Origin of the sequence: Nonomuraea spiralis, from assembly GCF_014648435.1 — a bacterium.
In the GTDB taxonomy this organism is placed as follows: Bacteria; Actinomycetota; Actinomycetes; order Streptosporangiales; family Streptosporangiaceae; genus Nonomuraea; species Nonomuraea spiralis.
Genome location: NZ_BMRC01000025.1, coordinates 66,583 through 87,987 on the forward strand (window position 1 = coordinate 66,583; position 21,405 = coordinate 87,987).

Sequence of the window (21,405 nt, forward strand, 5' to 3'; positions counted from 1 at the left end):
CTTCGCTACGCCCTGCGCAGGCGCGGATCAATGGCCGGTTGGACCAGGTCGACCAGCAGGTTGGCGCCCACGAAGACGACGACGATCAAGGTGGTGACGGCCTGCACGACCGGGAAGTCCTTGACGGTGACCGAGCTGACCAGCAGCTGCCCGATCCCGGACAGGCCGAAGGCGGTCTCCACGATGGAGGTGGCGACGAGCAGCCCGGCGATCACCGTGCCGGTGACCGTGCTGATCGGGCCGAGCGAGTTGCGCAGGACGTGGCGCCGGATCACCGCGTTCTCCTGGACGCCGCGCGAGCGTGCCACCTCGACGTGCTCGCGGGCCAGCTCCTCCAGCATGGACGCGCGGGTGACCCGGGCCAGCAGACCGGCGAACGTCAATGCGAGCGCGGCCGCGGGCAGGGTCAGATGCCAGAGCCGGTCGACCAGCCCCTCACCGTTGCCGAAGGCGGGGAACCAGCCGAACTGGACGGAGAACAGCGAGATCAGGCCGATCGCCGCGACGAACGAGGGGGTCGCGGTGGCCACCCCGGTGCCGATGAGGACGACCCTGTCGAGCGGGCCCGGCCGCAGCGCGGCCAGGGCGCCGAGGATCAGCCCCGCGACCACGATGAGCAGCCCGGCGTAGCCGACCAGGAAGAGCGTCGTGGGCAGCCTGGCCAGGAGCAGGCCGGTCACGTCCTGCCGGAACTGCACCGACCGGCCGAAGTCCCCGGTCACGGCGCCGCCGACCCATTTGAGGTACTGCGTGAGGAACGGATCGTCCAGGTGGTACTGCGCCCTGATCGCCGCGATCGCCTCCGGGGACGCGGAACGCCCTTGGGTGAGGAACGAGGCCGGGTCGCCGGGAGCCAGGTACACGGCGGAGAACACCGCGAACGAGGCCCCCAGCAGGGTCGCGACCAGCCCGGCGAGCCTGCGGGCCAGGAAGGCGCCCATCAGTCGGCCGACCCGAGCACCGCGGCCCAGGGATAGACGAGCTGGGTGATGCCGGTGGGCGCGCCGGTGAGCCGCTTGTTGAGGAACATGCTGTGCGGCACCTCGTACAGCGGGATCCACACCATGTCCCGGACGGCGATCTCCTGCAGCTCGGCGACCACGGCGGCGCGGGCCGCGGGGTCGGCCTCGGCGCTCGCCCGGTCGACGAGCTTGTCGTAGTCGGGGTTGGAGTAGCCGCCGTAGTTGGCGAAGTTGCCGGTCTGCAGGATCCCGTAGAACTCCAGCGGGTCGGGGGTCGAGTCGTACCAGATGGTCATGACCAGGTCGATGCCCTCGCGGGCCTTGGGGTCGGAGAACAGCGCGGAGTAGGCGTCGGGGGCCACCGCCTTCTGCTCGACCTGGAGTCCGATGGCCTGGCCCGCGGCCTGGACGGCGTTCGCGATGACGCCGATGTCGGGAGCCATCGTGCTCGTGGCGATCACGATCTTCCTGCCCGTGCCGCCGGCCTCCTTGACCAGCTTCTTGGCCGCTTCGAGGTCGGTGTTCAGCTCGGGGAGCTTGGCGTAGTACTGCTTGGCGGCCTCGGGGGCGATGCCCCACGCGCCGATCGCCGCAGGCGCCTTGGCCGGTGTGGCGACCCCGGCCACGCTGGCCTTGAGGATGTCCTTGCGGTCGAGCGCCATGGACAGCGCCTTGCGCAGCCTCAGGTCGCCGAGCGTGCCCTTGAGGTCGAGCGGGATGAGGCTGACGGCGGCGGTGTTGGGGCCGAAGTACAGCTTGCCGCTGGAGGCGGCGCCCAGGCGGGTGAAGCCGGTGGTGGGGACCAGGTAGCTGCCGTCCGCCTCGCCCGAGAGCAGGGCGTTGACGCGGGCCGCCGGGTCGGAGATGAAGACGTTCCGCACGGTCGCGGCCCTGGCCTTGAGCGCGGCGTCCCAGTAGCCGTCGAAGCGCTTGAGGTTGATCGCCTGTCCCTTGTCCCACTTGTCGAGGGAGTACGGCCCGGTGCAGTTCACGCCCTTGTCCGGGGTGCCGTACCCGGTGCCCTCGCGGGCCAGGAACGCGGCGCTCTCGATGGTCCCGGCCGACGTGCCCATCTCCTCGTTGAACAGCTGGTCGGGCTTCTTCATGTGGACGGTGACCTCCATGGGGCCCGTCTTCTCCACCGATTTGACGTTCTGGTAGGCCGAGACCCAGTACGACCCCACCTTCGGATCCATGTGACGGCGCATGCTGGCGACGACGTCGTCGGCGGTGAGCGGCGAGCCGTCGTGGAAGCGCGCGCCCTCGCGGATCGTGTACACCCAGCGCCCGGGGTCGGGGGATTCGGCCTTGCTCGCGAGCCCCGGCTCGACCCGGAAGTCGGGCGTGATCCGCATGAGCTGCTCGCACACGTTGGCCAGCACGGTGTTGGGCGGGTAATCGAAGGCGTAGGCGTAGTCGAGCGACTGCGGCTCCGCGTAGAGCGCCCAGGTCACGGCGTCCACCGGGCCCTTGGCCGGCGGGAGGTCCGCCGTGACGGTGAAGGCACCGGCTCCGGACGCCTTCGGAGCGGCCGTGCCGCCTCCGCAGGCAGCGGCCGCCAGTACGGTCAGCGCCGCGGCGGCGAGACGAGCGGTACGCATCGGACCACCTCTTCCTCGTGCGGGAAAGTGCCACGAGTATTGGTGAAGGAACGTTCCTGCACAAGGCGCTGAAGGAACGATTCAGCAACGGTCAGCGAGGTGGCGAATTGCCTGACATCCTGCAAAGATCGGACCCATGGAAGAGCCAGAGCGTAAGGTCGGCGCGCGCGTGCGCCTGGTCGACGTCGCCCGCGCGGCGGGGGTGTCCAAGACCACCGTCTCGGACGCCCTCAACGGCGCGGGCCGCCTCCCCGACGCCACCCGCGAGCACGTCCGGCAGGTGGCGCGCCGGCTCGGATACCGGCCGAACGCCACGGCGCGGCGGCTGCGCGCCGGGCGCTCACGCCTGCTCGGCCTCGCCGCTCGCGAGTTCGTCGAGCATCCGTGGTTCTACACCGAGCTCGCCTACTTCGCCCGGCTGACCGCCGCCACGACCCGCGCGGGCATGACCCACGGATACGGCGTGGTGCTGCTGCCCACCACCGGCCCCGACGACTACTGGACGGACCTGCCTCTCGACGGCGTGTTCGTGGTGGATCCGGTCGAGGGAGACCCCCTGGTCGGAGACTTCCTCGCCGCGGGAGTGGCCGTGGTCTCCGACCGCAGAGCCGTGGCGGGGACACCGTGGCCATGGGTCGACTTCGACTACGGCGCGGCCCTGCGCGGTGTGCTCGACCACCTGGCGGCGGCGGGCGCCCGGCGGATCGCCGCGGTCGGCGCCCCGACCACGGCCTGCTACCACCGGGATTCCGTCCAGGCCTACCTCGACTGGAGTGCGGAGAGGGGCCGCGTCCCGTTGCTGGCCCAGCTCGGCGGGCCCGGGTTCGAGCCGACGCTGGCCGCGGTGGAGAGGTTGCTGAGCGATCCCGAGCCGCCGGACGCGCTGGTCGTGCTCGTCGAGGTCAGCCCGTCCCTGCTCCTGGACAGGATCCGCAAGCTCGGCAGGTCGGTGCCCGGCGACCTGCTGCTGGTCTGCGCGACGGAGGACCCCACGGCGCCGTTCACGGATCCGCCCGTCAGCACGCTCAGCTTCCTGCCGGTCGAGACGGCCGACATCGCGGTCGGGATGCTCGTCGACCTCATCGAGGGCCGCGGTGTCGCGGGCGGCCGGCTGCTCCAGGCGAGGTTCGACATCCGCACCTCCTCCGCTCCCCGCTCCGTGCCGGGAGGCTGATCCTCCGAACATCACTGATCGCCCTGGCCCGACCGCCACCGCGGCGATCCGGAGTGGGACGGGCTCGACGACAGCGACCACGCCGAATGCTTCGAGGAGTTGTACGTGACGATCGCCGGGAGGACCGGGCCGCGGGACGTCGCCCGTCCCACGGCCCGGCCACGGTCAGCCGACTGCGTAGGCGCGGGTCACCGTCTGGGTGACGCCGTCACCGGCGGTGTCCTTGACCGTCGCGCGCAGGGAGACGAACCCCGACGAGTCCGGGTTGGCGACGGTCGCCGTCCAGCCGGAGGCGGCTGCCCGGGTCCTGACGGGCTGCCATGTGGCGCCGTCGTCGGTGGAGAACTCCAGCTTGACCGTGCGCACCGCGGCGCCGCGGGCGCCGGGGTTGCGTTCGATCCAGATCGACAGCTGAGTTCGTGACCCGGGTTCGGCCCGGTTCGCGGTGTCGAGGCCTCTGGGCGCGTACCTGACCGCCATCAGCGGCAGGGGCGTGGCCTGCGCCGTACGGGCCGAGCGGAACGTCCAGACGGCGTCGACACCGGTGGACAGGGTGTTCACGGACGTGTCCCTGTGCGAGGACACGGCGAGGGTGTAGGTGCCGGCGTCCTGCGGCAGCGTCGCGGACAGCGCGCACTGCTCGCTGTTGCCGGGCGCGCACCCGGCGATGCCGCTGGTGGCGATCTGCCTGCCGTCGCGCGAGAGGGTCAGGGTGCCGGTGGCGGTGGCGTCCATGCCGGTCAGCTCCGCGACGCCGTCGGTGTAGAGCCGGCCCGCGAAGAATTGGAGCGTGTCTCCGCTACGGCTGCCGCCGGGCGTGGCGAACGACGGGCCCGCGACCGCCGCGTTCCAGACCTCGGAGAAGGCGCGCCCGCGCACCGGGCTCGTGCCGATCTGCCGGGAACCGCCCGTCTGGAACTCCGAGGACCAGGCGAGCCCGGGGCTCCGGTAGTGCGTCATGGCCGAGGGCAGCGGGATGTCCCTGGTGGGCAGGGTGAGTGCCCCGATGCCGGCCGGGTCCAGCGGTCCCGTCCACATGGTGCCCGTACCGGTCGCGCCCGAGGCGCGGAACGTCTCGGACGCCTTGACCAGGTCCCTGGTCCTCGCCGAATAGGTGGGGTCGTCCGGGATGCCGCCTGTGCGGCGGTCGACGAGATCGTAACGGTAGGGGCTGGGCGCGGCGTCCTTCTTGTGCCAGACGCTCCAGGACTCGTAGGTGAGCCCGGGTTGCCGGACGGGAATGACGTAGTAACCCTGATTGGGGTCCTGGCCGGAGGAGTACCAGCCGTACTGCCATGGACCGTTGGCGAGGTAGAGGCCGAACTCCTGGTCGGCCGCGGCGGTGGGGTCGTCCACGGCGAACCGGATCCGCTCGCCCTTGCGCGCGTCGACCGTGACGCGCAGGTCGTCGTCATCGACCGTGAGCGGCCGGTGTCCGGTCGTCAGGACGACGGGGTCGAAGTCGTAGATCTCGGTGTAGAGGTTCCAGTCGCCCTTCGGGAGCCGTGCCTTCGCCACCCCGTCGCGGAAGCGGAGGGTCCGCTGAGCACCGCTCGCCTGGTCGTAGACCATTCCGTACGCCAGGCCGGCCGGAGCGCCCGACCTGGCGACAGCGGTGACGGTGACGTCGTGGGACTCCGGTTCCACGTACGCGCCCGCCGGCGTACGGAGGACAGTGTCGCCGGAGGTGGCGGTGAGCACGCCCGGGTAGTCGCCGGCGGGCTTGCCGGTGACGTCGACAGTGAGGGTGAGGGACGCCTGCCCGCCCGCCGGGACCTCCAGTTTGTCCTGCGGCAGCTTCAGCACGTCGGTGTCGGTCGTGAGGTTCAGAGTGACGGGGGTGTCCCCGTCGTTGGTGTAGGTGATCGTCCGGGTCGCCTGGTCGCCACCGGTGTGCTGCCACGGGAAACCGGCCCAGACAGTGGCGGGAGAGGCGATCACCGGCTGCGCCAGCGCGCGGGGCACGTCCACCCGCCCGGCGCCCTGATCGTAGAGGCCGGTCCCGCTGGTGGGCTTGGCGCTGTCGACCAGCGCGGCCTTGAGCTGCTGCCCGGTCCAGCCGGGGTGTCGCTGGGCGAGGATCGCCGCCGCGCCGCTCACGTGCGGCGCCGCCATGGAGGTCCCGCTGTGCGCCACGTGGGGCCCGTCGGCGGTGCCCTCGGCCGCGGCGGCGACGATGTCCACGCCAGGGGCGGTGATCTCGGGCTTGATCGCATGATCGCCCGCTCTGGGGCCCCTGCTGGAGAACGTGGATACCTGGTCCGACCGGTCGACGGCGCCTACAGAGAGCGCGGCGTCCGCGGTGGACGGGCTGGACACGGACCCTTCGCCGCCCTCATTGCCGGCCGCCACCACGAAGAGCGTGCCCGTCCGTTCCGACAGGGTGTTCACCGCCTGCTCGACGGGATCGTCGCCGGGTTCGTCCGTCGTGCCGAGGCTCATGTTGACGACCTTGGCGCGGGCCTCGGTCGCGGCCCACTCCATGCCCGCCAGCAACGCCGAGTCGGAGATGCCGTCGACGCCGCCCACCTTCCCCATGGCGATGCGGGCCCCCGGCGCGACGCCTCGATACTTCGTCCCGGCCCCGGCGACGATCGACGAGACATGCGTGCCATGGCCGACGCGGTCGGTCATGTCCGGCTCGTCGGAGAAGTTGCGCTCCTGGGTGACGACCCCCTTGAGATCGGGATGACCGGCGTCGTAGCCGCTGTCGAGCACGGCCACCGTGACGCCCTGGCCGGTGAACCCCTGCTTCCACGCCTCGGTCGCGCCGATCTGCGCGGTGCTGCGGTCCAGCGTGAAGGAGCGGCGCCCGTCGAGCCAGATCTTGCCCTTCCCCGCGGCCGGCATACGAACCCCGCTCACCAGGTCCCTCCACGTCCGCGCGGCGGTGCTCTTCGGCACCCGCACCGCCGCCACGCCGAGGTCGTCGAGCTTGCGGGTCAGGCGGGTCCCGCTCAGTGTCGGGGCCGGCTTCTCCCCCAGGGGCTGACTGATCAGCGGGATCTCGTCCGTGTCGGCGTCGCCGTACCTCCATGCGAGAAGCTGGGTCACATCGAAGAGGCGATCGTCGAGCAGTCCCTCGCTGACGAGCGGGAAGGCGTCCGAGGGGATCACGTAGAGGTGTCCGTCGCGAAATTGCGTCGAGTAGCGGACCTGCCGTCCAGGGGCGCTCTCCACCCGGTGGCCCCGGCCGCTGACCGTCACCTTGTCCCCGGTCAGGAGCGTCACGCTACCGGACACGACCGGGCCGGATCCTACCGGGGCCTGCTGCGGGGCCGCGGCGAAGGAGGGCTCCTGAGCCGTGACGACTCCCAAGGAACCGGCCAGTACGGCGGTCACTAATCCTGTTCGCAAAGTTGTGAATGCCACACCCCTACTTGGACGAACCGGCGTGAAACGTTATGAGGCACGTCGCCGCCCAGCCGGGGATCGAGGATCCGTCCTGCGTGAAGCATTACGCCGAGCGGGACAGGACACGGCTGGAACACACCTGGAAGATCGCCAAGGCGTCCGGGCTGAAGGACTTCTCGGCGCGGCCCCGCGCGAACCAGCAGCGCACGACCAGCCCCGCCGGCGCGGCACGAAACCTGGCGTCCGGCCGTTTCCGTTACTTCTGGGCGAGTGCGGCCTGCGATGTCTGCTGGTGAGCGGGTGCCGAGGCCGGGCGCCGTACCAGGAGGAGGGTGATCGCGCCTGCGGCGAGGCCGATCGCGCCGGCGGCCAGGAACGTGGCGTTCAGGCCGGAGGCGTACGCGGCGGCCTCGGAGACGGTGTGGTCCAGGGCGTCTTGCAGCTTCGCGCGGAAGACGGTGCCGAGGACGGCGACGCTGACCGCGAACCCGAGCTGGCGAAAGGTGCTGACCGCCCCGGCCGCCATGCCGACGCGTTCCGGCGGCACCGAGGCCATCGTCGCGGCCGTCACGTTCGGCACGGCCACCCCGACCCCGACCCCGACGACGGCGAATCCGGGGACGAGGGCGGCCCAGCCCGAGTCCCCGGTCAGCACCGCCCGGCCTGCCACGCCGGCGCCGACGAGCAGCATCCCGAGGCCGATCGTCCAGCGCGGCGAGACGGCGTGCAGGAAGCGGCCGGACAGCAGAGAGACCACCAACGACACCGCGGGGATCGGCAGGATCACCAGCCCGGCCTGGAGCGCGCCGAGCCCCTGGACGGACTGCAGCCACATTGAGGTGTACATCAGGTACGCGAACGCCGCCCCCGACATCGCCAGGGAGGCGATCATGATTCCGGTGAAGGACGGGCTGCGGAACAGGCGAAGGTCCAGGATGGGGGACGGGCTGCGGGCCTCGACCGCGACGAAGGCGGCCAGCGCGATCGCCGCGGCGGCGAACGTCCCGACGATGACGGGCGATCCCCAGCCGTCCTCGCCGGCCCGGGTCAGCGCGTAGACCAACGCGCCCGCCGCGGTGGCGAACAGCGCGATGCCCGGCAGGTCGATCCGCCGCGCGTCCGGGTTGCGGGACTCGTCCACCACGCGCAGGGTCAGCGCCACGGCGGCCACGCTGACGGGCAGGTTGACCAGGAACGTCGACCTCCAGCCGAGCTGCTCGGTCAGCAGCCCGCCCAGGATCGGCCCGATCCCGGACGCGGCGCCGTTGACCGCGCCCCAAACGCCGAACGCCACGCCCCGGTCACGTCCCGCGTAGGAGGCACCGATGAGTGCCACCGTCGTGGCGAACATCATCGCGGCGCCCGCGCCCTGGATGGCCCGTGCGGCGATGAGGGAGCCCACGTTCGGGGCCAGTCCGCTCGCCAGCGACGCCGCGGCGAAGGTGACCAGGCCCACCACGTACACACGGCGGCGACCGAGCAGGTCGGCCAGCCCACCCGCGCCCAGCAGCAGAGCCGCGAGCGCCAGCGCATAGATGTCCATCACCCATTGGAGAGACGAGAACGACGCCTTCAGCGACGCCGCCATGTCCGGCATCGCCACCGTCACGATGTTGACGTCCACCAGCAGCATGAACGTTCCCAGGCTGACGGCGGTCAACGGCCCCCACTTGCCCATGATGATCCTTCCGATCGTTATGCGAAGACGCCTCAACGATCAGAGCGAATATGCGGGAAAGCCACTTGGAAGCCGTCATCTTCCTATATTTCGACACTGGATATGATCAGATGGTGAAATCCGACGTCGCGGACGAACTTGACCGCCGCCTGATCCAGGCGCTCCAGATGGACGGCCGCGCCCCGTTCAGCCGCATCGCTGAGGTCCTCGGCGTCTCCGACCAGACCATTGCCCGCCGGTACCGTCGGCTGCGCTCACGCGACATCCTGCGCGTCGTGGGTGTCCCGCCTGTCAGCTACGTCGCGGAGGGGCGGTGGATCCTGCGCCTGCGGTGCGTCCCGGGCGCCGCCCGGAACGTCGCCGCCGCGCTGGCGCGCCGTCCCGACACCACCTGGGTGCAACTCGTCTCGGGCGGTACGGAGATCCTCTGCGTCGTCCGCGCCCGGAGCGAGGCCGACAGCGAGCAGCTCCTGCTGGACCGGTTTCCGCGCGGCGCCCGGGTCGTCTCGATCGCCGCGCATGCGGTCCTGCACACCTACTACGGCTCACCGCATGTGATCCGCGGCCTCGACGCGCTGTCCCCGGACGAAGTCGAACGGCTGCGCCCCGCGCCCGCGCCGGACACCGGCGAGATCGACTCCCTCGACCCCGGCGACCAGCGTCTGATGGACGTCCTGGCGCGCGACGGGAGAACGGGCCTGGCCGAGCTCGCGGCCGCCACCCGCTGGTCGCAGTCCACCGTCGCTCGGCGTCTGGAGCACCTGCGCGCGACCGGCGTCCTGCACTACTACGCCGAGTTCGACATCGCCTACGTCGGCCTGCGCAGCGTCGCCCGGCTGTGGATCACTGTGCCGCCGGCCGAACTGGTGGCCACCGGGCAGGCCCTGGCCGAGCACCGCGAGGTGGTATTCGCCGCCGCGACCACCGGCCCGACCAACCTGGCGGTCCAAGTCGCCTGCCGCAGCTCCCGCGATCTCTACCGCTACCTCACCGAACGCGTCGCCGCCCTGCCCGCGATCACCCATGTCGAGACTGCTCCGATCGTCCAGAACGTCAAGCGCGTCGGCACTCACCTCGACATCGGCCTTGGGAGTCACGACGGCCTGTAATGCCGTTCGGTGTGGAATACGCCTCGACGCCGAGACCGCCGTGGCCGGCGCGGGGGTACCTCCAGCTGTTTGCGGGTCAGCGTGATGCCGGGCAGTGGCCGATGGCGGCGGCCTTCCGGGTGGTGCTGAGCAGCCGCCGGTCGCTCTCCCCCGGCCCTGGTCGAGAACCTCCGGTGACAAGCGCCCGGCTCTCCGAGCATCGGCGGACGGCCGAAGGGCGCGGCAATGCCGCCTTTACCTCCCCGCTCGGGCGCTTCGCCGTCACCGTCCCACCCAGAACTGGCGAGCAGCGCGCTTTGGCTCGCGGCCCTGGACGAGGTGACCTTTCCTGTGGAGAGCGCGGAGCCGGCTGAGCGCCCCCAGACGCGATCACGACCGCACCCGCGCCCGCGCGGTTCATGTCGTACCTCGCGGAGGACTTGGCCGCCATCAGGCGGTCATCGACAACCGGCTCAATCGGCAGCGCACCCGGAGATCGCCGAGTACATCGAACGGCTCCCCGCCACCTTCGAACCGTACGGCGGACGCTACCTCGTCCACGCCACCCAGCACGAGGTGAAGGAGGGCAGCCGGCCCGGACATGTCGTGATGCTCGGATTCCCAGGGATCGCCGAGGCGCAGGCGTGGTGGGATTCTCCCGCGTACCGGGAGATCGCACCGCTGCGCTCACGGAACATCGAGACCGACCTCATCCTGGTCGACGGCGTGCCCGAGAACTACGTCCCGACGGCGGCAGTCACCGCCCTACGGCAGGTGACGACCTCGCCCGCGTAGGTCGTCAGCCACCGAGAACATGAAGGCGGCTCTCACTGCCTCTGGTGCATCAGCGCAGGACGTCATCAGCACAAGGGTTCTCGTCGCATCCACTCGGCAAGAGGATCTGGTGGCCGCGTGGGAGGTGGTCCGGGACTCGTTCGGCGAGCATGGCCTACCGAGCACCCTGATCGGAGTCACGGTGCTCGGTCACGACGGCCGGCTCGTTGAGATCGAAGCCCCGCCGCGGAGCGGTGGCGGATGACAAGGGTGCTCCCGGCAAGGCGGCAGTCGACCAAGATCCGATGCCTCGACCAGGAGCCTCGTTGCCGTCTCGCCGTGCCTCGGTTCCGTTCGACCGCACCTCGTGACGGCTCCCCGGTGGCTTGTGGCGCCCGCCCGGCCGACCTCACCCGAGGGTGGCTGAAACGGAATGCTGAGCTGTCCAAGCAGGTGCGGGAGCCGCCGGGGGTTCCTGATGGCGGATCGGCTGAGGATGAACGGGCGAGAGGGTGGGTCAGGCGGCGTACCGGGCGGTGTACCGGGCGGCGAGCGCTCTTCCGGCCTCGCCCGCGGCCTCCTCGGCGGTCTTGTGCATGATCGCCGCCATCTCGGTGAACTCGTCGAGGGCCGGGTTCACGCCGACGAGCGTGAACTCGCGCTCGACCACCGTGAGGTCGGCTCCCCAGATGTCGACGAGGATCCGGCGCAGGTAGTCGATGTTGTGGTCCCAGCCCTCACGCGGGGTCCCGGGGCCGTAGGCGCCGCCGCGAGTTGTGACCAGGACGGTCGGCGTGCCTTCGAGCAGGCGGACACCCTGCGGCGCGCCGGCGATCGCGAGGTCGATCCAGGTCTTCGCGTGCTGCGAGATGCCGAAGTTGTAGAGCGGCATCGCGAGCACGGCGCTCGTCGCCTGCCGTAGCTCGGTGGCGACCCGCTCGGCTGTGGCGAGCGCCTCGCGCTGCGCGGCGGTGCGGCCTTCCTCCGGAATGTGGCGGCTGGAGACCGCGGTCTCCCAGACGTGCGCGGGCAGTGGGTTCTGGCCGAGGTGACGCCGTACCACCGGCACCCCCGGGCGGACAGTCCCGAACTCGTCGATGACGAGGTCGGCGAGTGCGCTGCTGGCGGAGCGGTCGCCCTGGATGGTGGCGTCGACACGGAGCACGGACATGGGGGTCTCCCTGACAGTGAGAGCTACTTGAATGTTCAAGTTGAGGGTATGCCGCACCACTTGAATGTTCAAATTGACTGGTAGAGTCGGCATGTGAGCAACGACACCCCCCGCGGAACCACCCCCGAGCACGACGTGCCGTGGCTGTCGCCCGACCAGCAGCGCGACTGGCGAGCGCTGATCGCCCTGATCATGACTCTGCCGCCCGCGCTGGACGCACAGCTCAAGCGCGATGGCGGCGTGAACGGTTTCGAGTACCACGTGCTCGCGGCCCTCTCCGAGGCGCCCCACCGCACCCTGGTGCTCAGCAACCTGGCCGCATTGGCGCAGGGGTCGCTCTCGCGGGTCTCTCACGCGATCACCCGGCTGGAGCGGGCCGGCTGGGTCGAGCGGCGTAGCCTGCCCAACCGCGGTGGCCGCCACACGGAGGCACGGCTCACCGACGCCGGCTTCGCCAAGCTTGAGGAGATCGTCCCTGGTCACGTCCGAGAAGCGCGTCGTCTCGTGGTCGACGCGCTGACGCCCGAGCAACTCGCCGCACTCGGCGACGCCGCCCGGGCGATCACCGCCGTCACCATGGCGGAGCAGCCCGAGACGTGCCGGGAGAGCGGCGATTGCTGATCCGGCGGACGCAGCGGGCCTGCCGCAGCATCAGGATCCCGTCAGGGTCAGGCCGGAGCCGCCAGGTGAGCGGCCCAGCCCCGCCTGCTGGCGCTACCCGCCCGCCGACGCTCTGTCGGGCCTTGGCCAAAGGGGCGGGTGACCGAATGATCCACCGACATCAGCGCCGGGACCGGGTCCGAGCGGCTCACGCCCGCCGCTCGTACGTGGGCGCCACACCGCGCGACTCGCGCGCGGCGAGATCAGCATGGATCGCAGCGAACTTCTCCCACACTCAGCCCGGCGCGGTCCGGGACGAATTTGTTCTGCCGGCACACCGAGCCACCAGCCGTGTTCTAAGGGCCGCTACGGGCATGGTCGTCCTGGGCGTGCGGGAGCCGGCGCACGGTGGCGGAGGCCAGGGGGAGGACGGCCGCCGCGGCGTAGACGATGCCGGCGGTCGCGGCCACCTGGTGGCCGTCGAACCTGTCGGCGAGCAGTCCCACGCCCAGCTGGCCGATGGGGATCGCGATGTAGGACAGCAGGTCGTCGTAGGACGAGACGCGCGAGAGCACGTGTGCGGGGACGTGCTCCTGCAGTGAGGTCTCCCAGCTGACGGCCGCGACCGAGGAGCCCAGTCCGGCGACGAAGGCGATCGCGATCAGCCAGAGGGCGTCCAGGTGCGCGCCGAGTGCGAGCAGGGGGATCGCGCCGAGCGCGCTCATCAGCTGGCCCAGCCGCAGCAGGTGCCTGACCACCAGCCGGTAGACCAGCGCGCTCATGACCAGCATGCCGACGCCGCGGGCGCTGAGCACGAACCCCCACGTCTCCTCGCCGCTGAGCTGCCTGGTCAGTACGGGCCCCAGGATCTGCCAGGTGCCGACCTGAACCAGGTTGACCACGCAGAAGCACACGGACACCGTCCACACCCAGCGGATGCGGCGGAACTCGGTCCAGCCGTCACGGATGTCGGCCCGGATCCCGGAGCCGGGCCGCGGCGAGGTCGGCGCCGCGGTGAGGGACAGGCGGGCAAGGCATCCCGCGGCGAGGAGGTAGGTCAGTGCGTCGAAGGCGATGGCGGGGCCGCCGCCGACGACGGCGACCGCGATCCCGGACAGGCTCGGTCCGAGGATCTTCGTGGCGTTTCGCACCGATCCCAGCAGGGCGTTCGCCCGCCGTATCCGGTCCCTGGGGACAAGCTGGGGCACGATGCCGCGCAGGGCCGGCGTGATGAACGCGGCGAGAGCGCCGTTGAGGAACCCCAGCGCGGCCGCCGGCAGCAGCGCGTACCTCCCGGTGAGCAGCAGGGCGGCGACGCCGCCCTGGGTGAGGGCTGAGCCCAGGTGGGCTGCCACCAGAACCGTCCGGCGCGGGAGGCGATCGGCCACGGCCCCGCCCACCAGGAGAAAGGCGAGCAGCGGCACCATGTAGGCGGTCAGGACGACGCCGAGGTCGCCGGTGTTGCCCGAGGCGTCCAGAACCCCGAACGCCAGCGCCACCGGCGCCATCGAACTGCCCAGCAGCGACACCGCCTGCGCGGAGAGGAACCAGCGGAAATCTGTCTGTCGCAGGAGGGCTGAGAGCATGGGCAGGAGTCTGCAGACGTACCGGATCGGACACTATCGTTTCGGCAGGAGGCGAAAGATGACACTGCTGCGGTTGAGCACTCTGGCTCTCTCGCGGTCCCGGTTCGCGCTGTCCCCGCTCGCCGAGACGCTGGGATCGCTGATGGTGCTCGACAAGCCCTGCACCGATCCGTGGCTGGCCTCCTGGCATCGCCTCCACCGCGGCGCGTTCCGCGCCGCCCTGGAGGCGGATCCCTTCGCCGAGGGCCTGGTCAGACTGCTGAGCTCGAGCAAGTGGCTGCCGAGCCACGTGGTGATCCCGCCGGCAGGCGGCATGCGCACCACTCTGGAGAGCGAACTCGCGTCGGTCGCGCAGGTGTCCGACGAAGAGGTGCGAGCCGAGCTGGAGGAGTCGGTGGCGCACAGCTGGAAGCAGCACGATCTGGCCTGGCTGACCGGACGCGGCTGGGCGGCCCGTACCGCCGACCTGCTCACGTACGTGTGGGAGGCTCATGTCGCCCCCGACTGGCCGCGCCGGCGGGCGCTGCTGGAACGCGACGTCACCTACCGGGCAGGGCTGCTGGCCGCCTACGGGTGGCCGCGCGCGTTGCAGCACATGAGCCGCCGCAGCGCCTGGGTCGGCGATGACGCCATCCGCTTCAGCGACCAGGCCTCCCCTGACCGGGTCGTCGGCGACGAGGGCATGCTGTTCGTCCCGGTCAGCGTGCTGAGCAGCGGAACGTGGCTGTGCGAGGCGCCGCCGACGTCGTACGCACTGGTTTATCCGGCCCGCGGATCCGCCGACGGTGCGGCGCGTTCCCCACGCGCCCGGTCGCTGGAGCGGCTCATCGGCGCCGGTCGAGCGGCCATCCTGCACGAACTCGAACACCCCGCGACCAGCAGCGAACTCGCCGCGCACCTTGGCCTGTCACTTGGCACCGTCGGCGGCCACCTGGCCGTCATGCGCGATGCGGACCTCGTCGTCGGCACGCGGGCCGGCCGGCGTGTGGTCTATCGACGCACCGAGGCCGGTCACCTGCTCGCCGGCCTTGGACAGGGCTGAGCAGCGAAGTGTTCCGGTGTGGCGGCTGCGCCAGGAACGATCGGCCGTGCAAGGAACCGCCTCTCCCCCACGACATCTACTGCTGCACCCACCGCGTCAAGGCTGACCGGGGCTTGGCCATGTAGGGAGCAGCTCGTCAACGACGAGCCCTGGACCGCCGCTGCGCCGCAGTCGTCGCCGGCAGACCTGACACAGCACTACTGTCGCAGGCCCTTTTCGATGAGGTCGATCAGGTCGTGCACGGCTGGATCGGCGAGTTCGTCGGGTAGTCCGCGCAGGGGGCCGTCGATGAGCAGGACCGCCAGGCCGTGGACGCATGACCAGACCAGGAACTCGGCTCCTGGGCGGCGTTCGGGGGACATCAGGCCGCAGGAGACCAGGTCGTCCAGGGCGGCGCCGAGCAGTTGGAACGGGGTCAGGCCGCCTTGTCCGGCGGAGGCGGCGACCTGGGCCTGGGTCATGTCGCCGGGGACGTAGAAGGTGACGCGGAACAGGCCGGGTTCGGTGCGGGCGAAGCGCAGGTAGCCGGTGCCGACGGCGCGGAAGCGGGCCAGGGCGGTCCGGGCCGGGTCGTCGGTCGGATCGAGGGCGGCGAGGTCCTCCTCCATGGCGTGGGCGAGTTCGGCCATGGCATGGAGTGAGACCGCCTGCACCAGGGCGTCGCGGTTGGGGAAGTGCCGGTAGGCGGCGTTGGGGGCGACGCCGGCCTGCCGGGTGACCTCGCGCAGGGTGATCGCGTCCGGGCCTCCGGCGCGGGCCAGTTCGGTGCCCACCTCCAGGAGCGCCTGATGCAGGTTGCCGTGGCGATAGGTGTCGCGGGTGGGTTTGCCGGGGCGCTCGGGCATGACCGGAACCTCTCATGTGGACGGCGTCCACAAAAGTATGCCATACTCCTCTCGCATCCAGATGTGGATGCCGTCCACATATTGTTTTACCTGGTCAGGAGTTCGTGAAATGAGCCGGAAGATCGTAGCTGGACTGTTCGTCTCGCTGGACGGCGTGGTGGAGGCACCGGAACGATGGCACTTCCCGTACCTGAGCGAGGAGATGGGCGCGGCGGTGGGCGGCATGTACGCCGAGGCCGACACGCTGCTGATGGGCCGGGTCACCTACGAGGCGTTCGCCGCGGTGTGGCCGCACCAGAACGGGGAACTGGCCGAGGCGATCAACGGCATCGCCAAGGTCGTGGCCTCCACCACCCTGACCCAGATCACCTGGAACAACTCCACGCTGATCGAGGGGGACCCGGTCGCGGCGGTCAAGGAACTCAAGGACCAGCCCGGCGGCACGATCACGCTGTCGGGCAGCATCAGCCTGGTCCGCACCCTGCTGGCAGCCGGTCTGCTGGACGAACTGCGGCTCCTGGTCCACCCCCTGGTCGTCGGCACCGGCATGCGCCTGTTCCCTGAGGGCACCCCGCCGGTCCCGCTGGAACTGGCCCGGTCGGCCACCTTCACCAACGGCGTCCTCGACCTGACCTACCGGCCCGCCTGATCCCCTTCTGATCCACCCTCACCGACCGAGAACGGAACCCCATGAACGACGTCCAGATCAAGACCGAGACCAAGACGTTCCAGGTGCCCGGCGCGCGTCTGCACTACGAGGTGCGGGGCTCCGGACCGCTCCTGCTGATGATCCCCGGCGCCCCCGCCGACGCCGGGACGCTCACCGCGCTGGCAACCATGCTGGCCGACCGCTACACCGTGGTCACCTACGACCAGCGCGGCCTGTCCCGCAGTCCCCTGACCGGGCCACCCGCCGACACCGACGTCACGGTCTTCGCCGCCGACGCCTCCCGGCTGCTGGCCGCCCTGACCGACGAACCCGCCTACGTGCTGGGCAACAGCGGCGGCGCGCTCACCGCCCTGGAACTGGCGGCCCGCCACCCCGAGCAGGTGCGCGCCCTCGTCGTGCACGAGCCGCCGCTCCCGGAACTACTGCCCGACCACGACCGGTGGCGGGCGGCGTTCCAGGACGTTCACGACACCTACCGCGACCACGGCGCCGGCGCGGCGATGGGCAAGTTCATCGCCACCGTCGACGGACCGGACGCCCCGCCGCCCGCGATGCCCGATCCTTCCCAGATGCCGCCCGAAGCGCTGGAGATGATGGGCCGTATCCAGGGCAACCTCGACTACTTCCTGAGCCACGTCCTGCTGCCCGTGCTGCGCTACGAGCCGGACGTCACCGCGCTGCGCTCCGGTTCCGTTCCGATCTCCGTCGGCGTCGGGGCCGCCTCCGGCGACGGCGTTCCCGCCCTGTCGGCCAAGGCGCTGGCCGACCGGCTCGGCACTGTGCCGCTGGCGTTCCCCGGCGACCATCAGGGCCTGGCGATGGACCCTTTCACCAGCGCCGACATCATCCACACCCAACTCACCCGTACGGCACAGGTCTGACCCTCATCAGCAGAAACGGAGCTTCAGAACATGACCGCACCCGCCAAGGGCAACCCCGCCAGCTACTTCCCCTCGATCGAGACCCGGTACGGGCGTCCCGTCCAGGACTGGATCGACCTCATCAACACCTCGCCCCTGACCAAGCACATGGAACTGGTCGCCTGGCTCAAGACCGAGCACGGACTGGGCCACGGCCACGCCAACGCCCTGGTCGCCCACACCCTCGCCAACCGCACGTAGGCAGGCGGTCAGCTCGGCGCCCATGAACGCTTTGAGGTGTAGTCGAACGCCGACTACGTTGATCCGACATCGGTCGAAGCCGTCCTCCCCGCCGTCTGGTCAACGACGGCATGCTCCTCCACAACGGCGGAGCGCTACGAACCAGCGACCGCGCCTACCTCAACCTGCACCGCCCAGGGGTCGCCCGCGCCTTTCTCGTCGACGAGAACCCCTCCAACCGCTCCTTCCAGCTGCGGGTCCTGGCGAAGTTCGGCTACGTCGAACGCGTACCCGGGCCGGACTGGACGCGACCGGCCCTGGCGGCTCGTCGACATCGAGCAAGTCCGGGACTCCGGGCAACCGGACGAGGACAGCCACTCCCGTGCCGGAGCCGTGGAAAGGCAAGCCGGCGAGCGGCTCATCACTCCGTACACCGAACGTTGGCAGAACCGGATACGCGCCCGGCCAGGGGGGCGCCCCATCCGGCCCTTCCACAACACCTATCTCCCGCCGAACCCGGACCAGCCGTGAGGGGCGCACTGGCCAGCACGCCGTATCTGGCTAGGGGACCCGGACGCCTACGGCCGGCGGCCGGCGGCAGGCGGGATCGACGGCACCTGGCCGAGGTGGATGGCGGCGTGCCAGTACGCCGGATTCCCGGGCACGGTCCACACCCTCTGCGTCACCGCTCCGAGCCCGGGTGAGTCCCAGGACTCCTCGCCGAACCGGCTCAGGTCCGCCACGATCGCGTCGTGCACCGACGCGGACCGGTGCAGGAGCAGCGAGGCCGGAAGATGCCGGCCCGCTTCCACGCCGCCGATGTTCAGCGCCCGCCCGACGGCGGGGTCCTCCCAGCGGGGGTCGAGGCTCCAGTGTTGCCGGCCAGCGGCGGCTTCCGTCAGCACTGCCAGGTTGATCTCTTCCCACATCAGGACATGAGCGATGAGGTCGTGCAGGGAACGGCAGAAGTCGCCGAGCGGGCCCGAATCCACCAGGTAGTCGGCGTCGAGCTGCTCCTCGGTCAGGCCGGTGACGCGGGCGAGGAGGATGTCCCGATCGGCACGCAGGCGGCCGATCGCCTCCCCCGGAGACAAGATCGTCACAGTGGTTCTCCCTCTTTGAGCGGTTGGAGGGACTTCAGCACCCTTGCGACCGTCCGGCCAGCGGACTGACGAATCCGATCAATCGTGCTCAGCGCAGCAGCAGCGACAACACATCCTTGCCGAGCTCCTCCAGGACGCCCGCGGCGAGCTGGTATCGCACGAACCGTCCCTGCCGGGTCGTGGTGGCAAGTCCCGCCGCGGCCAGGGCGCGTAGATGCCGGTTCACCTGGGTCGGGTCCACGTTCCACAACATCGCGATCTCGCCGGCCGTCCGCGGTTCGGTCGCGATCGCTCTGGCGACCTCCAGGCGGCCCTGGTGGGCGAGGGCCTCGAGCCGTCGCCGTACCGTGGCGGCGGAGGGCACGGGGAGGCCGGGGTCGACGGGATGGAGGAGAACAAGCGGCCGGCCGGGCACGTCGGCCACGTACAGGTGGGGGCGGATGAACGTGCTGGGCGCCACGACGAGCCCGCGCCGGGACACGTCATGACGGGCGGCCTGGACCTTCGCGATGCGTACGGCGACCCCGCCCGGGGCCATCTCCATCGAGGGGTCGAGAGCGGCGAGCGCCGGCCCGGGCCCTTGCAGGGACACCATGTCGGCGAAGCGTCGCGCCCGCCCGGCCAGCACCGGCCGGATCCGCGTCCACTCGGCCTCGAACCACTCCTGCCGGCTGCGACGCAAGAACGAGAGAAAGTCCCCGGCCGCGTCCCGCGGGCGCCTGACGAGCGCTTCGACCCGGGCCGCCACCGCCGGATCTCGCGCGCGCGACCACTGGAGCGCGACCTGCGTGTCGCCCGAGGGGGCGATCGGCCGCAGCAGCTGCCCGGCCAGCTCCTGGACGGGCATGGCACACAGTTGTTCGAGCCGGTCGTCGAAGCTCTCCGCCGGGGGTGCGGGGGTGACGAACGGCGTCGCCCTGATGGCCTGCGCCGTCCACCACCACGATCGTGTCCATGCCGCCAGGCGAGGGCTCATCGCCGTGAGGATCTTCGCCGCCCAGTCCTCCAGGCCGTGATGACCGGGGTCACGCAGGACGTGCAACGCCGAGCCGAATTCGGTCATCGCCGACACCGCCGGCAGCAGAACCCCTGCCTGCGCGCATCGGTCGAGACCGGTGATCACTGTGGGCATGGACCCGATCCCATCACCCCGCACCGTACGACGTGCCACGGACAGGTGGATCGCGGCACACCTGACCGCGCCGGCGGGCTACTTCCTCAGCCAGAGCATGTAGAACGGGCTGTCCCAGCGGCAGTCGTACTCCTTGTAGCCCTTCGTGACGAGCAGGGTGGTCCCCGCCGAGACGCAGTTCTGAAGGGTGCGGTACGCCTGGTACGGGGCCCAGCCCGTAGCCGTGGCGCCGGCCGGAGCCGCGGTGGCGAGGGTGCCGGCGGCGAGGGTGGCGGCCATGGCCAGTGTCACGCCGAACCGTGCGGACTTCTGTCGCATATGTGGTCCTTCCTCGTGGACGGCGGCGCACGCGCCGCCGTAATGATCATTCCACCGTAGCGCTTGTTGATCTATAAGGGGGCGTTTTTGTAGATCTTGTTCCCTTCCTCCCGTGTGCGAAGAAAGGGGGCAATGCGCTGTCACTCCAGGTCGGTGACCGGATTCAGGCCGGCAGACAGCGGGGCCGGTGACCGAGCTGTGCAGGAACCTCGCGTACAGAGGCCACTGGTCAGCTCCACCAGTCCCGTTCGGGAAGCCTGAGCCACATGTCAGGTTGCTCCGTGAGCGATCGGGCGTCGGCCGGTCGCAGGCCCGCGCCGGCGAAGCAGTACGCCACTGCCCGGCGGTGATAGAGGTAGGCGGCGAGGATGTCCTGCGCGGAGTCGTCGGCGGAGACGGAGCCTCCGCCGGGATGGGTGTCCCACTCCTCGATGGCGCCGTCACGGGCGACCGCTCCCTGGTTGCCGCTCTTGGGATTGGCGAACAGGCCGTAGCAGACAGAACCGACCGACAGGCGCTCCATGACGCCGGGCGTGGACGCGTTGTATCCGAACGGCTGGAAGACGACGCACCCCCCGGGTACGTCCGTGACGCCGATGACGGCCAGGCTGTTCTCGAAGTCCGCGAACGGATCTTCCAGCAGTTCTTCGACGTCGTCGTCATCAACCGGTACGGCCTCCAGTCGCCGGGCCGCCTCGGCGGCGGTGATGCCCGCCGCACAGCCGAGGCTGAATCCGTCGTCCTCCGGGCGGCCCAACACGTTGATCAGTTGCTTGGCGGTGGCCACGGCGGCGGTCTCGGCGGCCGACAGGCCGGTCTGTCCGACAGGAAGAGTGAACAGATCAGGGGTCGGGGTGGCCAGGCTGAGCCGTCCTGGGGACCAGCCGTTCATCATCGGCCGCCACGGGTCGGCTCCGGCGGCGACCAGGCTGCGGGCGTTGCCGGGACGGTTGTTGAAGACGGCCTCCCAGAGGGCGGTACGGCCCTCGTGTTCGGCATCGACGTCATCGACGCGCCGGGACAGCTCGGTGATCACCTCAGGGGAACCATGTTCGGCGGCGGCGTGCAGCGGTCGTCCATGGATGAACACGCCCGTGTTGGGGTCGGCGCCCGCGTCGAGCCGGGAGCGGATCACGCTGAGGTTCGTCCAGCTTTCCCAGTCGATGCCGGACCATCCGGTTTCGTCGTCGGCGACCATGACACTCCT

Annotated in this window: 20 protein-coding genes and 1 pseudogene; 10 read left to right on the top strand and 11 right to left on the bottom strand. The window is 70.6% G+C overall.

Annotation, left to right across the window (positions count from 1 at the left end):
- Nucleotides 1-5 precede the first annotated feature (5 nt).
- Nucleotides 6-941, bottom strand: coding sequence for an ABC transporter permease (locus tag IEZ27_RS40960; RefSeq protein WP_189652175.1), 936 nt, complete (start codon nucleotides 939-941; stop codon nucleotides 6-8).
- Entirely contained in the window at nucleotides 941-2,563 is a 1,623-nt protein-coding gene (locus tag IEZ27_RS40965; protein ID WP_189652176.1) for an ABC transporter substrate-binding protein, read from the bottom strand. Before IEZ27_RS40965 ends, IEZ27_RS40960 begins: the two co-directional genes overlap by 1 nt.
- Nucleotides 2,564-2,699: 136 nt before the next feature.
- Here IEZ27_RS40965 and IEZ27_RS40970 point away from each other — a divergent pair, with 136 nt between their 5' ends.
- Nucleotides 2,700-3,737, top strand: a complete 1,038-nt coding sequence (locus IEZ27_RS40970) for a LacI family DNA-binding transcriptional regulator (RefSeq protein ID WP_189652177.1) — start codon at nucleotides 2,700-2,702, stop codon at nucleotides 3,735-3,737.
- Between the two features lie 165 nt (nucleotides 3,738-3,902).
- Here IEZ27_RS40970 and IEZ27_RS40975 read toward each other — a convergent pair whose 3' ends face one another.
- The gene (locus tag IEZ27_RS40975; protein WP_189652178.1) at nucleotides 3,903-6,980 is read right to left on the bottom strand and encodes a S8 family serine peptidase; all 3,078 of its coding nucleotides are present in this window, start codon (nucleotides 6,978-6,980) and stop codon (nucleotides 3,903-3,905) included.
- A 161-nt stretch (nucleotides 6,981-7,141) separates the two neighbouring features.
- On the opposite strand from IEZ27_RS40975, the gene IEZ27_RS40980 reads away from it, so the two are divergent.
- On the top strand, nucleotides 7,142-7,387 hold the full coding sequence (locus IEZ27_RS40980) for a DUF4158 domain-containing protein (RefSeq protein ID WP_189652179.1): 246 nt from the start codon (nucleotides 7,142-7,144) through the stop codon (nucleotides 7,385-7,387).
- Here the strand turns inward: IEZ27_RS40980 and IEZ27_RS40985 are convergent.
- A complete protein-coding gene (locus IEZ27_RS40985) occupies nucleotides 7,348-8,769 on the bottom strand; it encodes an MFS transporter (RefSeq protein WP_189652180.1) in 1,422 nt (473 codons plus the stop codon). The genes IEZ27_RS40980 and IEZ27_RS40985 overlap by 40 nt on opposite strands.
- A 113-nt stretch (nucleotides 8,770-8,882) precedes the next feature.
- On the opposite strand from IEZ27_RS40985, the gene IEZ27_RS40990 reads away from it, so the two are divergent.
- The 3 genes and pseudogenes from IEZ27_RS40990 to IEZ27_RS54465 form a co-directional block, all read left to right on the top strand.
- Nucleotides 8,883-9,878, top strand: a complete 996-nt coding sequence (locus IEZ27_RS40990) for an Lrp/AsnC family transcriptional regulator (protein WP_229824793.1) — start codon at nucleotides 8,883-8,885, stop codon at nucleotides 9,876-9,878.
- Nucleotides 9,879-10,103: 225 nt separating this feature from the next.
- The gene (locus tag IEZ27_RS54460; RefSeq protein WP_229824794.1) at nucleotides 10,104-10,652 is read left to right on the top strand and encodes a DUF1330 domain-containing protein; all 549 of its coding nucleotides are present in this window, start codon (nucleotides 10,104-10,106) and stop codon (nucleotides 10,650-10,652) included.
- A gap of 16 nt (nucleotides 10,653-10,668) precedes the next feature.
- Nucleotides 10,669-10,896 (top strand): annotated as a pseudogene (locus IEZ27_RS54465) (RidA family protein); the annotation flags it as partial.
- Nucleotides 10,897-11,148: 252 nt separating this feature from the next.
- Here the strand turns inward: IEZ27_RS54465 and IEZ27_RS41000 are convergent.
- On the bottom strand, nucleotides 11,149-11,802 hold the full coding sequence (locus IEZ27_RS41000) for an FMN-dependent NADH-azoreductase (RefSeq protein WP_189652182.1): 654 nt from the start codon (nucleotides 11,800-11,802) through the stop codon (nucleotides 11,149-11,151).
- Nucleotides 11,803-11,895: 93 nt separating this feature from the next.
- On the opposite strand from IEZ27_RS41000, the gene IEZ27_RS41005 reads away from it, so the two are divergent.
- The gene (locus tag IEZ27_RS41005) at nucleotides 11,896-12,423 is read left to right on the top strand and encodes a MarR family winged helix-turn-helix transcriptional regulator (RefSeq protein WP_229824795.1); all 528 of its coding nucleotides are present in this window, start codon (nucleotides 11,896-11,898) and stop codon (nucleotides 12,421-12,423) included.
- A gap of 335 nt (nucleotides 12,424-12,758) precedes the next feature.
- Here IEZ27_RS41005 and IEZ27_RS41010 read toward each other — a convergent pair whose 3' ends face one another.
- Nucleotides 12,759-13,988, bottom strand: a complete 1,230-nt coding sequence (locus tag IEZ27_RS41010; protein ID WP_189652183.1) for an MFS transporter — start codon at nucleotides 13,986-13,988, stop codon at nucleotides 12,759-12,761.
- Between the two features lie 73 nt (nucleotides 13,989-14,061).
- Here IEZ27_RS41010 and IEZ27_RS41015 point away from each other — a divergent pair, with 73 nt between their 5' ends.
- The gene (locus tag IEZ27_RS41015) at nucleotides 14,062-15,030 is read left to right on the top strand and encodes a winged helix-turn-helix domain-containing protein (protein WP_229824796.1); all 969 of its coding nucleotides are present in this window, start codon (nucleotides 14,062-14,064) and stop codon (nucleotides 15,028-15,030) included.
- A gap of 197 nt (nucleotides 15,031-15,227) precedes the next feature.
- Here the strand turns inward: IEZ27_RS41015 and IEZ27_RS41020 are convergent, their stop codons facing one another.
- A complete protein-coding gene (locus tag IEZ27_RS41020; protein WP_189652185.1) occupies nucleotides 15,228-15,875 on the bottom strand; it encodes a TetR/AcrR family transcriptional regulator in 648 nt (215 codons plus the stop codon).
- A gap of 109 nt (nucleotides 15,876-15,984) precedes the next feature.
- On the opposite strand from IEZ27_RS41020, the gene IEZ27_RS41025 reads away from it, so the two are divergent.
- The 3 genes from IEZ27_RS41025 to IEZ27_RS41035 are packed head-to-tail and all read left to right on the top strand — an operon-like array spanning nucleotide 15,985 to nucleotide 17,666.
- On the top strand, nucleotides 15,985-16,524 hold the full coding sequence (locus IEZ27_RS41025; RefSeq protein WP_189652186.1) for a dihydrofolate reductase family protein: 540 nt from the start codon (nucleotides 15,985-15,987) through the stop codon (nucleotides 16,522-16,524).
- 41 nt (nucleotides 16,525-16,565) lie between these two features.
- Nucleotides 16,566-17,426, top strand: a complete 861-nt coding sequence (locus IEZ27_RS41030; RefSeq protein WP_189652187.1) for an alpha/beta fold hydrolase — start codon at nucleotides 16,566-16,568, stop codon at nucleotides 17,424-17,426.
- 30 nt (nucleotides 17,427-17,456) lie between these two features.
- Nucleotides 17,457-17,666, top strand: a complete 210-nt coding sequence (locus tag IEZ27_RS41035; RefSeq protein ID WP_189652188.1) for a DUF4287 domain-containing protein — start codon at nucleotides 17,457-17,459, stop codon at nucleotides 17,664-17,666.
- Between the two features lie 557 nt (nucleotides 17,667-18,223).
- Here IEZ27_RS41035 and IEZ27_RS41040 read toward each other — a convergent pair.
- From IEZ27_RS41040 to IEZ27_RS41055, 4 genes are all read right to left on the bottom strand, one after another.
- Nucleotides 18,224-18,748: a DinB family protein gene (locus IEZ27_RS41040; protein ID WP_189652189.1), complete on the bottom strand. Its 525-nt coding sequence runs from the start codon at nucleotides 18,746-18,748 to the stop codon at nucleotides 18,224-18,226.
- An 88-nt stretch (nucleotides 18,749-18,836) separates the two neighbouring features.
- The gene (locus IEZ27_RS41045) at nucleotides 18,837-19,880 is read right to left on the bottom strand and encodes a DUF5937 family protein (RefSeq protein ID WP_189652190.1); all 1,044 of its coding nucleotides are present in this window, start codon (nucleotides 19,878-19,880) and stop codon (nucleotides 18,837-18,839) included.
- Nucleotides 19,881-19,958: 78 nt separating this feature from the next.
- Entirely contained in the window at nucleotides 19,959-20,198 is a 240-nt protein-coding gene (locus IEZ27_RS41050; protein ID WP_125645880.1) for a hypothetical protein, read from the bottom strand.
- Nucleotides 20,199-20,427: 229 nt separating this feature from the next.
- Complete coding sequence (locus IEZ27_RS41055) at nucleotides 20,428-21,396, bottom strand: ankyrin repeat domain-containing protein (protein ID WP_189652191.1); 969 nt, start codon at nucleotides 21,394-21,396, stop codon at nucleotides 20,428-20,430.
- Nucleotides 21,397-21,405 lie beyond the last annotated feature (9 nt).